Below are 13,222 nucleotides of genomic sequence, written 5' to 3'. Positions count from 1 at the left end.
CAAAGTGAAATACATAAAATAACTAAATTGGATACTATCATGAAAGAAGTCTTACCTAATCCCATTGAAATATGGGAATTTACAGGTCATACTAGGCTAGTACGTTCTGTATGTATAGACTTAGAGAATAATATAATAAGTGGAGGCTATGATGATTCTATAAGAAAGATATCTTCTTCAGGCAATGAAATTTGGAAATTTACAGGAATTGTTAATTCTTCGTATGAAGTATGTATTGATTCTAATAATAATATAATTGCGTGCGGAAACAATAAAATAATAAAAATATCTTCTTTAGGTATCGAAATTTTAAGTTTACAGTATATTTATGCAATAGAATCAATTTGTGTAGATTTACAAGACAATATAATAAGTGGGAGTAGTGATAATAATATAAGGAAAATTTCTTCTAATGGCATTGAAATTTGGAAATTTACAAATTATACCTCAATAGTTCGTGCAGTATGTGTTGATTCAAGTAATGATATAATAAGTAGTGGTGATGATAAAACAATTAGGAAAATTTCTTCTAATGGTATTGAGATTTGGAAATTCATAGGTCATACTGACTTTATATTCTCGTTAGATGTAGACTCTTACAATAATATAATAAGTGGAAGTAGTGATAAAACTGTAAGAAAAATCTCAGGTAATGGAGTAGAAATTTGGAAGTTTACAGGACATATTAGTGGACTAAGGTCAGTTATAGTTGATTCTTACAACAATATATATAGTGGAAGTAGTGATAATACTATTAGAAAAATCTCAACTAATGGAGTAGAAATTTGGAAATATTCAAATTACAAGGACTGGGTAATGAGTGTATGTATTGATTTAGAAAATAATATAATCACTGGTGATAGAAGTAATTTAGTAAAGAAGCTACAAAATACACATACAGTACAAAAAATAGCTTATTATAATTAAAATTTAGGAGGAAATAAAATGCAAAAATATTTAACAGGATTAGAACACAAAGAAGGAAATATATATAAGGTGAATTTAATACACAATATGCCTTTTGACCAAACATATGGGTTAAATAAATCAGCTCAAGAATTAGAATTAAATGGAGTATTAGTTAATGAAGTAGTAGAAGCAGAACAAAGAGAAGGTTTTGCATCTGTTATGTATGTAGATAAGGCAACAAAAGAGATTACATATGAGTATGTGGAAATACCTTTAACGCCAGAACAGGAAGCATTAAAGAAGATTAAAGAATTAGAGCAGGAAAATGCTAATATAAACTATGCACTAATGATGGGAGGATTAATATAATGTTAGGATTTGAAAAAATAAAATACTACTATGATAATAAAATGTGGACTAAAGAGATGGTCAAAAACTCAGTAGTTAAGAATAAAATAACAGAAATAGAATATAAGCAAATAATAGGTGAGAGCTATATGGTATAGTTCTTTTTTTATTGTAAGAAATAGAGAACTACATTAATATGCAGTTCTCTAAACACTTTAAAGAGGTGATAATTTGAAAAATAAAGATATTATAAAAAAACTAAAACATATACCAAATAATACAAATAAAAGATTTGAAGATATAGAAAACTTGAAAGAGATAGAAAGCGTAAATTACAGCATAGCTACAGGAGGATATATAATAGAAAATAGTAAAAAGGGTTATTTTACTAATCTTAATATACAAGGTAATACACTAATTGATTTATGGGGAAAAACTAGTTCAGATTTTTCTTTATGGAAAGCAACTTTTTTAGATGGAAAAATAAACATACTAACAGAAAATGATATAAGATATTCTAATTTTTTTACAACCAATTATACTTTATATAAACCAGATACTATATATACAATAATAGTTGATGTTGATAAAAACACTTTACCTAGTACAAGTGGAATATATATTCATAGTTTAGGAGAAGAAAATTCAGTATTTATTCCTAATCTGACAAATATAGCTATATTAGGAGGAGTAATTGGTAAATTCAGATATACATTTACAACCATATCAGACTTAAGTGATTGTAACGTTGTTTTAAGGAGTGTTTTAGATAATGATACACTTGCATCTGGTTATGAAGTAAGTTTGAAAATTACCATATTAGAAGGAGATTATACAGATATTAATATAGATTACTCTAACGAACTATTAAGTGTTGGGCAAAGAGATAAAATAGAACTTTTAAGTTATCAATATAGTGGAATTAATATCTTTAATAAGAATGCCGATTTCAAAGATAATTATATTTTACAATATCTTAATGGAGAGGAACTTATTTCTGAAGCTAGTAATCATAAATATACATTAGACTATATAGAAATAGAACCAAATACAGAGTATACTTTTTATAATTGTAGTAGAAATATTTGTTGGTATGATATAAATAAGAGTTTTATACCAACACCATTAAATGAAAGAATAATAGGAGATAAAGATATTTTTTATGTTGCTAGAAGCCCCCAAAATGCAAAATATCTAAGAGTTACTATAATAAAAGATTTGCATGATAATGGGAATAAAACAATTATAACTAAAGGAAATAAATATGACAAAAAGACAATTCCATATACATTAAGAAGTTTACCAAATGGAATCAGAGATGAAATAGTTTACAAAAATGGTTCCTATAAACTAATACAAAGATGTGAAGAAATAGTTTTTAATGGTAATGAAAACTGGATAGAAGTGCATGGAATGTATGAGTTTAGATTAAATTTAGATATATCTGTATTAAGATTAGATATGTCTAAGTTTATAACTAACTTATACAAGCAATCTCATGTAGACTATATATATAATGTTCAAACTGAATCAGCATTATCTATATCAACAGAAAATGGAATAGGTGTAATAGATATAGTAGATACTTTAATATCTCCTTTTAGCATTGTTAATTTTAAAGAAAAATTGAAGAAAAATCCTTTGAAAATAATTTATGAATTAGAAATACCAAGAGAAATTGAGTTAAGTTACTTGAATTTAGAACAATATGACACTCAAACTAAATTTATCTGTGACTCTGGTGTCGTAACTCCAAGTATCAACTTTGAAAGTACACAAAATTTAGGTAGTCATATAGAAGCTATCAGAGATAATATAAAAAATTCTAACGTCAGAACCGATTTTCCATTTTCAATAAACTTTCTTAATGGATGGCAGCCATATCTTGGATATGCTAGTTCTGTTGGAAACTATTGCACAAATAATAATTTTGTAACAATTAATGCAACAATTAATGGAGGTGTTACAACAGCAGGTACTATTATTGGAAAGATACCTTTAAAATATGCACCTCGTAAAGGTATAATAGTAATATTTCAAACAACAGATGGAAAGTATTATAACGGAATCATTCGTACAAATGGAGAAATTGAGATATATTATAATGATATAACTTATAGAAGTTGGTTGTATTTATATGTAAACTATTTAATTTAGAAAGGAAAAAATATGATAGATATAAAAAAGAAAAAAGAAACTTTAATAAGATATGGTTTTGAAAATGATTTAAATAATATAGATAATTACTTTATTACAGAAGATAAACAATTATTTACTCCAATAGTAAAAAATGGAGAGGTAACTAAAACAGGTGAACAGTCTTATAATGAGTGGTTAGAATTACAAAACAATCCAGTCAAACCAGAACAATCACTTGATGAAAGTACAATTTTAAAAGAAAATCAAAAGGAGCAAGACAATCTATTAATAGATAATGCTTATAGAATTTCTATATTAGAACTTAACACAAATAATGTGCTATAAAGTTATAAAAATTTGGAGGTAAGAATATGTACAATATTTTAAAAAGAATGATTGAACAAAAAAATTATGAAACTAAAGATGAGTTGCAAACTAAATTGGATGTATTTTATGCATTAAATAGAATTAAAGAAAATGAATACACAGAGTTAACAAACATGATAAACAAAGAAGAAGTACCAAAAGAACCTATTATCTAAAACATAAAGGTTCTTTTTTTATATCAATTTTAGCAGGAGGTCATCATGGAGCAGTTATTAACAGAACTAAGCAGTTTAGGAGCAATAGGCATACTATGTGCCTTATTATTTAAAAATACTATGCAAGAGAAAAAAGAAGATAGGGACATGTATAAAAAAACAGTAGAAAATTTCATTGAACTATCAACACAGCAACAAGAAATCAATAAAAATATACTTGTTGAAATGGGAGCAATGAAAACGGATGTAGAGGAAATAAAAGAAGATGTAACAGATATAAAAGTTATGCTACAGAAAGAAGGTGATAGATGATGAAAGTAGCAATAGTACCAGGGCATACACTAACAGGAAAAGGAACAGGAGCAGTTGGTTATGTAGATGAAGGAAAAGAAAATAGAATATTAACAGACTTAATCATTAAATGGTTAAATAGAGGTGGAGCAACTGTATATACTGGCAAGATAGATAAATCTAACAACTACTTAGCACAACAATGTCAAATAGCCAATAAACAAGATGTAGACTTAGCAGTACAAATCCATTTCAATGCAAACAGTACAACCCTAAATCCTATGGGTACAGAAACAATATACAAAACTAATAATGGCAAATTATATGCTGAAAGAGTTAATTCAAAATTATCAACAGTATTTAAAAATAGAGGTGTTAAATCAGATGTGAGAGGTCTTTATTGGCTTAATAATACAAAAGCACCAGCAATACTAATTGAAGTCTGTTTTGTAGATAGCAAAGCTGATACAGATTATTATATTAAATGTAAAAATACAATAGCGAGATTAATTGCAGAAGGCATTTTGAATAAGATAATAGATAACAAAGATAATAGTGAGGATAAAATCATGTATAAACATACAGTAGTTTATGATGGTGAAGTTGATAAAATACCTGCGACTGTAATTGGTTGGGCATATAAAAAAGAAGAATGTTTGGTATGTGATATAAAAGATTACAAACCATACCAAACCGAAAATTTATATGTTGTAGGGGGAGGAGCATGTAATAGGATAAGCTCCATAACTAAAGAGAAATATACTATGATAAAAGGTAATGATAGATTGGATACACTTCATAAAGCCTTAGATTTTATAAACAAATAAACTGATTAGGAGGTAGTAACTAGAAATAGTTACTACCTCCTTTTGCTATATTTTCTTTCTTTAAGTTTTTTATTTTCCATATCATCTAATACTTGCAATGAATTAATACGAAATTTCTGGTAACTATCTGATTTTTGCTGAGCTTCACATATTAGATACAAATAAATACAAAAAAAAGCCCCTATTATAGCACAAGCATTATAAAAATCTTTTATAATATTGCTAGCAAATAGACTAAAGAAAATTGATATAAATACGGCAATAATAGCAATTGCAAATGGAATTGCTGGATTATTTTTGGACTCTAAAAGAGTTTTGATGCGTGTTTTTTCTTTTTTTATATTTTCTATTGAATCCATCTCCCGAAGAGAACTGTAAAATCTGTAATTATATTCGTAATATTCTTCGTATTCCTTTATTTCTGGTTTTTCTTCCTCTTGAATAATTTTTAATTGTTCTATACTACTTTTTTTATTAAATCTAATTATATCAAAAATAAGCATATTTTATAATCCTCCATAAATTAATATATAATATACTTTAAGTTATAGCATATTTAAGAGTTTATATCAGCAATTTGTCGAACGATTTTATAATTATGAAATTATAAGTATCAATTAGTTTAGAATATATTCTAATGTAAAGAAAAAAGCATATTATATATAGAATATAAATTATTTAATTAAAAAAATACAAAAAGTTAATATTTTGTTCGATTATTTTTTAGTATAATATAAGTAATAGGATGTTGATTTTGAATTATTTTGTAATATTTTGAGTATTTCTTTGAAAAAATCAATATTTTTGTTTATAATATAAATTACATGCTAAAGAGGAATTTTTTTAATATAAACAGAATATAATATTAAGTATTGCAGGAGGAAATAATTTGGATATACAATATATAGAAGAATTAAGACATCCAATGGGAAATGGCGCAACGAATCCTATATTTGGTATTGGAGATAATAGACAATATGTAATTAAAACAAATAATAATGTACAAGGAAATAAAGTCTTGATAAATGAACTAGTATGCTATCTTTTAGCCCAAAGATTAGAGTTGCCAATACCTACTGCTAAACTTTGTAAAATTGATAATAACACAAAAATCGATTCTAATATATATAATATCATAGAAGATTTTTCATCTAATTGTTATGGAATAGGTTTTTGTTCTGAATATATAAATAATGTTACATTGATAAGTTCACATAAAATGTTAAAACTAGCGTCGAATCAAGAATGTTTAATACCTAAACTTATGTTATTTGACCATATTATTTACAATAATGATAGGAATAAAGGTAATCTCTTATTAAGAATGGGTAAAACAGGTAATAGAGAACTAATGATTATAGATCATAGTCATACATTTAATTTAGGTTCAATATGGGATAGTTGCCAATTAAAACAAAAAATACAAAGTGAAGACTATAAAGATGAATATATAATGTGTGACAATTCATATTTATATTCTATGTTTAAAAAATCAATGGATATAAATATGATAGTAATGAATAATGAAGCAAATTTTTTCAAAAGTAAATTATGCAATAATTTAGATTTTCTTATCGAAAAAATTCCGAATTCTTGGGAAAATGATATTAATGAATTAAAATCTTTATTAGATTATATAAATTATAGAATTAATCATATTGATTATTTTGTAAATATGATAGCAAGTTATAAATATTAAGGAGGTGATTTTATGCTAAATGTTCAATATTCAATTCTTTGTAATTATCCATCTATAGTGTCAAAAGACTGTTTAACTTTAGGAATATTATTTCATGATAGAACTAACAATATTTGTGAATTCAAGACAATAAAAAAATGGCAGAGATTAAAAGCATTTAATGACGAGTTAGATATTGATATTGTTAAATTGCAGTTGGAAGCTATAAAAGAAGAAGTACAAGAATTTGCTTCGAAGGGAAATTTTATTCTTAAAGATTATACAAAGTTTTATGTAAATGAATTAAAATTTACTGAAGTTGTTAGCATAGACATAGATGAAGACTTCCAAGATTTTATTAATGCTTGTATAAGACAATATATGCCATTAGACTTAGAAAAAGGAAAGAGACCTAACAATAAAGAGCAGATTGAATTTATTAAATATACCATGAAAAACTCAAAGATAAGTTATGATAAAGGAAATGTTACAGGGTATTTTAATGAATCTCTTAAGTTTGATTTTATAATAGATGATTATGTATTTAAAGTTTTTAAGTTTGAGAATAAAGATGAAAATAGCATGATAAGAAATGTAAAAAAATGGGCGTATGATGCATATAAATTAAGCAATGATTATAAAGTTGTTTTTGTAACAGATATAGATTTCTCTAGTGGAGAGTATAATATTTTATATAATATATTAAAAGAAGAAAGTGCAAAACTAATAACTTTCGTAGATGTAATTTCTTTTATACAAAATTTAAATATTAAAACAAGAGAAAATATTGTTTTAAGATGCAATTAATTCTAGTTATTTGAAGGTATAAAGAGGATAAAACTATCTCTTTATACCTTTTTTATGTACTTCAAAAATAAATGGTGGCAAAACTTATCTTGCCACCATCTTGCCACCGAAAATAAAGAATAGAATGAATTTAAATTAAGCATAATAAAACAGAAATAACAAAACTAACCATAATAAATTATTGAAATATCAACACTTGTTAAATAATAACAACAATAAACAAATAAATTAGATAAATATATCCAATTAAGGTATAATTAAGTTTTATATGATATAGTTATAATTGATAATTGATAATGGTAAAATTTGGAGGGAAAAAATGGATGAAAAAAAAATAGATAACATGAATTATTCATATAGCAACTATTCTAAAAAAACAGGTAAGCCAACTAGAAAAATAAAAAATAATAACCTTACACTCGAAACTAAAGAAGATAAAATTTGCTCTAGTTGCAACAAAGAAAATAATCCTAAAGATAATTACTGTAAATTTTGTGGAAATGAACTTTATGAAATAGTATCATTAAAGTCAAGCGAAACAAAACTTGACTTAAAATCTAAAATAAAAGAACACTCATATCACGCAAATACAAGAGGGATATTTTTAACGACCTTTTCAACTATATTTATATTGCTTGTTATTTCATTAATATTTAAGGCTATAATTACTGTTCAATTTAATGATATCAGTTACATGATAAATCCAGCACATATAATTTTAGCTCTTAATCTAGGACAAATTAGCGTATCTATGTCTACTATGATGGGCTCTGGATTTATAAGTGCAAATATAGGCTTGTTAATATTACTTATAATTCCTGTTTTAGGATTAATTATATCAAATTTAATTTTTATGAGAAAAAGATGTAAGGATTCAAAAACTACACTAGCCAATTCTCTTGGAGTTGGAATTTTATATGGATTAATTTTAGCTATTTTATGTACTTTTACTAATGTTAAAACTAGCTCACATAGTATGCTAGAATATGGATATGCTTTAGAGTATAGTTACGAATTTTTTAGTGCACTACTAAATGGATTTGTATTAGGATTTATATGTACATATATAACTAATTATAGAAAAAGCTATGAAAAAGAAAATATATATATGTCCCTTTTTTCAAATGCTATTAAAATATTCATATTAGGATATGTTTTAGTGTTAGCAATACTTTTTGTATTAACTATATCTGATAGTAGTTATTTAAATGAATTGAATATGAGTGGATATTCAAGTGGCATTGATTTATTTGCTATATTGCCACAAATTGCGAGCTATATGTGGGCTTTTGCAAATGGAATTTCAGTAACAATAATAAATTCAACATTGTCAATGTTTAGCTTAGGTTCATCATCTTTATTTGGAGATACTAAATTAATGTTTTATGCAATGGGGGCTTTGTCTGCATTAATAATTTTATTAAATGGATATAAGTTAAGATTTAAATATGAAACACATAGTATTAAACCTGTAATAATATTTAGTATATATTATGCATTTTTAATGGGTATGTTAGCTTTGTTTAGCACATTTATACTTGATAGTAATATTAATTTCTTTAATACAACTAGTTATGGAACAACTCTAGTTATGCAATTTAAAGTGTTCTCGACTATTATAATTTCATTTATATACAGTTTTGTGATATCTTTAATAGGATATAAACTAAACTCAGCTGATTAAATATGATTGGAGGAAACTTCTGTGGAAGAAAATAATAAAAAGACAGTGGATGATAAATTTTCTAAGGTTAAAAAAAGATTTGGCAATGGAAAATTTAAGATTGAATTATATAAAGAAAAATCAAAGATAAATAGAGAAATTGATGATATTCAAGAAAAGAAGAGTAAGCTCTTTTTAGAAATGGGAATGTTGACTTATCAAAAAATTAGAGAAAATTCTATTGATGATGAGTGTTTTGATAAATTCTGTGATGAGTTATTAGAACTTGATAAGATAATTTATGAAAAAAATATGGAAATCAATGATATGGAAATTGCAGAAAGCAATGTAACTTGTGAATGTGGCTATGTTGGAAATATAAATGACAAATATTGCGCTGAATGTGGTAGAAAATTTGAATTAGATAATGATTGTGATGATTTTATAGTTTGTGGCTATTGTGAAAGTGAGATAGATTCAGAATCTGAGTTTTGTCCATGTTGTGGTAGAAAAATTATTATGGATTTAGAATAATATTGGGAAACCTATGTATTGTATACATGGGTTTTTTTATTGAAATCATTTGTATCTATATAGGAATGAAAATAAAAACCAAAAAAATGAAATAAATTTTCTTAAAACTATGAAATACAAGGAAATACTTGGAATAAACCTATAAAAAATAGAATTGATAAAAAAATATGAAAAAATATTGCAAAGAAAAAGTTTTCATGTTATTATTAATACATAAATTAAGAAAATAAATTTCAGAAACGAGGTAATCAAAAAAATGCTAGATAAGGTAAAGGGAAGACTAATAGTATCATGCCAAGCTTTAGAAAATGAACCTCTTCATAGTTCTTTTATAATGGGTAGAATGGCTAGAGCTGCTCAGGAAGGTGGAGCAGTTGGAATTAGAGCTCAAGGAGTTGATGATATTATTGAAATAAAAAAAGTTACTGGACTTCCTGTCATAGGTATTATAAAGAGAAATTACGAAGATTCAGATATATATATAACACCAACTAAAAAAGAAGTAGATGAGCTTTTAACAACAGGATGTGAAATGATAGCACTGGATGCTACTAATAGAGTTAGACCAAACAACGAAGATTTGAAAGAAATTATAAATTATATAAAAGAAAATAATGTTTTAGTAATGGCTGACATTTCAAATTATGATGAAGCTGTTAAGGCACAAGAATACGGTGTAGATTGCGTTTCAACTACATTATCTGGGTATACTCCATATACAGAAACTTTAGATGGTCCAGATTTTGTACTGATGGAAAGACTGGTTAAAGATTTAAAAATACCTGTAATAGCAGAAGGAAAAGTAAATACTCCACAAGATTTAAAAAAAGTATTTGAACTTGGAGTTCATTCATCAGTTGTAGGTTCGGCAATAACAAGACCACAATTGATAACAGAAAAATTTGTTAAAGCAATCGAAATTAATTAAAAATTAATTTATAAATTAAAAATTTATTATATTTAACTATATTTGAAAATTAAAATTGGAGGTAAAGATATGAGAACAACAGATATGAAAGGAATTTATTCAGCATTATTAGTTTCATTTGATAAGGAAGGAAATATAAACGAAAAAGGGTTAAGACAAATAATTAGACATAATATAGATGTTTGTAAAATAGATGGTCTTTATGTAGGTGGAAGTACAGGAGAAAACTTCATGCTTTCAACTGATGAAAAGAAAAAAATATTTGAAATAGCTAAAGATGAAGTGAAAGAAGAAATAAAGTTAATAGCTCAAGTTGGTTCAGTTAATTTAAAAGAAGCTGTAGAACTTGCTAAATTTACAACTGATTTAGGATATGATGCTATAAGTGCTGTTACACCTTTTTACTATAAATTCGATTTTGAAGAAATAAAACATTATTACAATACAATAATAAATTCTGTAGATAATAGATTAATAATATACTCTATACCATTTTTAACTGGTGTTGATATGAGTTTAGATCAATTTGGAGAATTATTTGAAAATGAAAAAATAATAGGTGTTAAGTTTACAGCAGCAGATTTCTACTTATTAGAAAGAATGAGAAAAACATTCCCAAATAAATTAATATTTGCAGGTTTCGATGAAATGATGTTACCAGCTACAGTTTTAGGTGTAGATGGAGCAATTGGTTCTACATTCAATGTAAACGGTGTCAGAGCTAGACAAATATTTGAACTAACTAAGAATGAAAAAATATCAGAAGCACTTGAAGTACAACATGTGACAAATGATTTAATAACAGATATATTAGGAAATGGTCTATATCAAACAATTAAATTACTACTTGAAGAACAAGGTGTTGAAGCTGGATATTGCAGACAACCTATGAAAGAAGCAACTGATGAAATGAAATCAAGAGCGAAAGAAATATACAGAAAGTATTTTTAATAAAAATACTTTTAGTATGGGAGGATTAGTAAAATGGTAGGATTTACTTGGATAGATTTTGCAATACTAGTAGTTTACTTATTAGCAGTTTTATTTGCAGGATTGTTATTTTCAAAGAAGGAAATGAAAGGAAAAGAGTTCTTCAAAGGTGATGGAACTATTCCATGGTGGGTTACATCAGTGTCAATATTTGCCACATTATTAAGCCCAATATCATTTTTATCACTAGCAGGTAATTCTTATGGTGGAACATGGATTTTATGGTTTGCACAATTAGGTATGTTTATAGCTATACCTTTAACAATAAAATTCTTCTTGCCACTATATAGTAGGTTAGAAATAGACACTGCATATGAGTACTTAGAAATGAGATATGAAAGTAAAGGTCTTAGAGTGCTTGGAGCTTTAATGTTTATAATATACCAAATAGGACGTATGTCTATAATAATGTATCTACCATCAGTAGTTTTAGCAGGTCTTACAGGAATACCTGTAAATGTGTTAATAATAGTTATGGGTGTAATAGCAATAATTTATTCATATACAGGTGGATTAAAAGCTGTTTTATGGACTGACTTTATACAAGGTATGGTACTAATAGTAGGTGTTACAGGTACGCTATTCTATCTAATATCAAGTATAAATGGTGGATTTGGAACAGTGATGGATACTCTTACAAGTGGTCATAAATTCTTAGCAACAAATGAAGTTATGTTTGATAAAAATATACTATCTACAAGTGCATTTATAATATTTGTTGGAGCTGGTCTTAATACTTTTTCATCATATGTATCAAGTCAAGATATAGTTCAAAGATTTACTACAACAACTGATATAAAACAACTTAACAAAATGACATATGGAAATGGTGTTTTATCAATGGGACTTGCAACAGTATTTTATCTAATTGGAACTTGTTTATTTATATACTATACTCAAAACCCAGATTTAGCTCAAACAGTTCAACAAGACCAAGTATTTGCATCATATATAGCTTATGAATTACCAGTAGGTATAACAGGAATACTACTTGCAGCAATATATGCAGCATCTCAATCAACTTTATCAACAGGACTTAATTCAGTTGCTACAAGTTGGACTTTAGATATACAAACTATTATAACAAAAGATATGAGTATGGAAAGACAAACTAAGGTAGCACAATATATATCATTGGGAGTAGGTATACTTTCTATAGTTGTTGCAATAATCTTAGCAAATGGAGAGATAAAGTCAGCATATGAATGGTTCAATAGTTTTATGGGTCTAGTTTTAGGAGTTTTAGCAGGAATATTTGTACTTGGTGCGTTTTGTAAAAGAGCAACTAAAATGGGAGCATATGTTGGATTTGCAGTATCAGCAATTTTAGTTGTTTATCTAAAATACAGAGTACCAGAAGTAACTTCTTGGGCTTATTCTCTAATAACAATAACTACTTCTGTAGTAGTAGGAACAGTATTTAGTGCAATAGAATCTAAAGTTAAAGCAAAAGTATATTTACCAAAAGCTGAAACTACAGTTTATTATGAAAAATAATATAGAATTTAAATAAGAAATTATCTTATAGAGTGACTAGATTAGAGTGATTAGATATATAAATAATCT

16 protein-coding genes are annotated in these 13,222 nt (G+C 26.3%); 15 read left to right on the top strand and 1 reads right to left on the bottom strand.

Features of this window, described 5'->3' with window-relative positions; genetic code table 11:
- The 8 genes from KGF41_RS04875 to KGF41_RS04840 all read left to right on the top strand — a co-directional run.
- Window positions 1-927, top strand: a 927-nt coding sequence (locus tag KGF41_RS04875) for a hypothetical protein (RefSeq protein ID WP_227856416.1), incomplete at its 5' end; no start/stop codon positions are given.
- Between the two features lie 18 nt (window positions 928-945).
- Entirely contained in the window at window positions 946-1,278 is a 333-nt protein-coding gene (locus KGF41_RS04870; RefSeq protein WP_227856415.1) for a hypothetical protein, read from the top strand.
- Complete coding sequence (locus KGF41_RS04865; protein WP_227845235.1) at window positions 1,278-1,415, top strand: XkdX family protein; 138 nt, start codon at window positions 1,278-1,280, stop codon at window positions 1,413-1,415. The genes KGF41_RS04870 and KGF41_RS04865 overlap by 1 nt, the downstream gene beginning before the upstream one ends.
- Window positions 1,416-1,488: 73 nt before the next feature.
- Window positions 1,489-3,414, top strand: coding sequence for a hypothetical protein (locus KGF41_RS04860; protein ID WP_227856414.1), 1,926 nt, complete (start codon window positions 1,489-1,491; stop codon window positions 3,412-3,414).
- A 12-nt stretch (window positions 3,415-3,426) separates the two neighbouring features.
- Window positions 3,427-3,741, top strand: a complete 315-nt coding sequence (locus tag KGF41_RS04855; RefSeq protein ID WP_227856413.1) for a hypothetical protein — start codon at window positions 3,427-3,429, stop codon at window positions 3,739-3,741.
- Between the two features lie 26 nt (window positions 3,742-3,767).
- A complete protein-coding gene (locus tag KGF41_RS04850; protein WP_176702533.1) occupies window positions 3,768-3,938 on the top strand; it encodes a hypothetical protein in 171 nt (56 codons plus the stop codon).
- Window positions 3,939-3,983: 45 nt separating this feature from the next.
- On the top strand, window positions 3,984-4,250 hold the full coding sequence (locus KGF41_RS04845; protein WP_074179733.1) for a hypothetical protein: 267 nt from the start codon (window positions 3,984-3,986) through the stop codon (window positions 4,248-4,250).
- Window positions 4,250-5,056 (top strand): N-acetylmuramoyl-L-alanine amidase, encoded by an 807-nt coding sequence (locus KGF41_RS04840; RefSeq protein ID WP_227856420.1) that lies wholly within the window; start codon window positions 4,250-4,252, stop codon window positions 5,054-5,056. Before KGF41_RS04845 ends, KGF41_RS04840 begins: the two co-directional genes overlap by 1 nt.
- Window positions 5,057-5,088: 32 nt before the next feature.
- On the opposite strand, the gene KGF41_RS04835 is transcribed toward KGF41_RS04840, so the two are convergent.
- Window positions 5,089-5,559 carry a hypothetical protein gene (locus KGF41_RS04835; RefSeq protein WP_227856412.1) on the bottom strand — a complete coding sequence of 157 codons (471 nt, stop codon included), beginning with the start codon at window positions 5,557-5,559 and terminating at the stop codon, window positions 5,089-5,091.
- A gap of 386 nt (window positions 5,560-5,945) precedes the next feature.
- Between KGF41_RS04835 and KGF41_RS04830 the strand changes: the two genes are divergently transcribed.
- From KGF41_RS04830 to KGF41_RS04800, 7 genes are all read left to right on the top strand, one after another.
- Window positions 5,946-6,755, top strand: coding sequence for a HipA family kinase (locus KGF41_RS04830; protein WP_227856411.1), 810 nt, complete (start codon window positions 5,946-5,948; stop codon window positions 6,753-6,755).
- 12 nt (window positions 6,756-6,767) lie between these two features.
- On the top strand, window positions 6,768-7,541 hold the full coding sequence (locus KGF41_RS04825) for a DUF3037 domain-containing protein (RefSeq protein WP_227856410.1): 774 nt from the start codon (window positions 6,768-6,770) through the stop codon (window positions 7,539-7,541).
- A gap of 319 nt (window positions 7,542-7,860) precedes the next feature.
- Window positions 7,861-9,225 carry a hypothetical protein gene (locus KGF41_RS04820; protein WP_227828859.1) on the top strand — a complete coding sequence of 455 codons (1,365 nt, stop codon included), beginning with the start codon at window positions 7,861-7,863 and terminating at the stop codon, window positions 9,223-9,225.
- 21 nt (window positions 9,226-9,246) lie between these two features.
- The gene (locus KGF41_RS04815) at window positions 9,247-9,738 is read left to right on the top strand and encodes a zinc ribbon domain-containing protein (protein ID WP_227828858.1); all 492 of its coding nucleotides are present in this window, start codon (window positions 9,247-9,249) and stop codon (window positions 9,736-9,738) included.
- Between the two features lie 256 nt (window positions 9,739-9,994).
- Window positions 9,995-10,666 (top strand): N-acetylmannosamine-6-phosphate 2-epimerase, encoded by a 672-nt coding sequence (locus tag KGF41_RS04810; RefSeq protein WP_227828857.1) that lies wholly within the window; start codon window positions 9,995-9,997, stop codon window positions 10,664-10,666.
- A gap of 69 nt (window positions 10,667-10,735) precedes the next feature.
- Window positions 10,736-11,617: an N-acetylneuraminate lyase gene (locus KGF41_RS04805; RefSeq protein ID WP_413840264.1), complete on the top strand. Its 882-nt coding sequence runs from the start codon at window positions 10,736-10,738 to the stop codon at window positions 11,615-11,617.
- A 33-nt stretch (window positions 11,618-11,650) separates the two neighbouring features.
- Window positions 11,651-13,153: a sodium:solute symporter gene (locus KGF41_RS04800; RefSeq protein WP_227828856.1), complete on the top strand. Its 1,503-nt coding sequence runs from the start codon at window positions 11,651-11,653 to the stop codon at window positions 13,151-13,153.
- The last annotated feature ends 69 nt before the right edge of the window (window positions 13,154-13,222 follow it).

The sequence above is a fragment of the Clostridioides sp. ZZV14-6150 genome (genome assembly GCF_020657875.1).
In the GTDB taxonomy this organism is placed as follows: domain Bacteria; phylum Bacillota; class Clostridia; order Peptostreptococcales; family Peptostreptococcaceae; genus Clostridioides.
This window is presented reverse-complemented; position numbering and strand designations above follow the sequence as displayed.

Excerpts from the sequence above, each read along its gene's own strand:
- KGF41_RS04870 (WP_227856415.1), top strand. The coding sequence starts at position 946 with ATGCAAAAATATTTAACAGGATTAGAACACAAAGAAGGAAATATATAT.
- KGF41_RS04865 (WP_227845235.1), top strand. The coding sequence starts at position 1,278 with ATGTTAGGATTTGAAAAAATAAAATACTACTATGATAATAAAATGTGG.
- KGF41_RS04855 (WP_227856413.1), top strand. The coding sequence starts at position 3,427 with ATGATAGATATAAAAAAGAAAAAAGAAACTTTAATAAGATATGGTTTT.
- KGF41_RS04850 (WP_176702533.1), top strand. The coding sequence starts at position 3,768 with ATGTACAATATTTTAAAAAGAATGATTGAACAAAAAAATTATGAAACT.
- KGF41_RS04845 (WP_074179733.1), top strand. The coding sequence starts at position 3,984 with ATGGAGCAGTTATTAACAGAACTAAGCAGTTTAGGAGCAATAGGCATA.
- KGF41_RS04840 (WP_227856420.1), top strand. The coding sequence starts at position 4,250 with ATGAAAGTAGCAATAGTACCAGGGCATACACTAACAGGAAAAGGAACA.
- KGF41_RS04835 (WP_227856412.1), bottom strand. The coding sequence starts at position 5,559 with ATGCTTATTTTTGATATAATTAGATTTAATAAAAAAAGTAGTATAGAA.
- KGF41_RS04825 (WP_227856410.1), top strand. The coding sequence starts at position 6,768 with ATGCTAAATGTTCAATATTCAATTCTTTGTAATTATCCATCTATAGTG.
- KGF41_RS04820 (WP_227828859.1), top strand. The coding sequence starts at position 7,861 with ATGGATGAAAAAAAAATAGATAACATGAATTATTCATATAGCAACTAT.
- KGF41_RS04810 (WP_227828857.1), top strand. The coding sequence starts at position 9,995 with ATGCTAGATAAGGTAAAGGGAAGACTAATAGTATCATGCCAAGCTTTA.
- KGF41_RS04805 (WP_413840264.1), top strand. The coding sequence starts at position 10,736 with ATGAGAACAACAGATATGAAAGGAATTTATTCAGCATTATTAGTTTCA.
- KGF41_RS04800 (WP_227828856.1), top strand. The coding sequence starts at position 11,651 with ATGGTAGGATTTACTTGGATAGATTTTGCAATACTAGTAGTTTACTTA.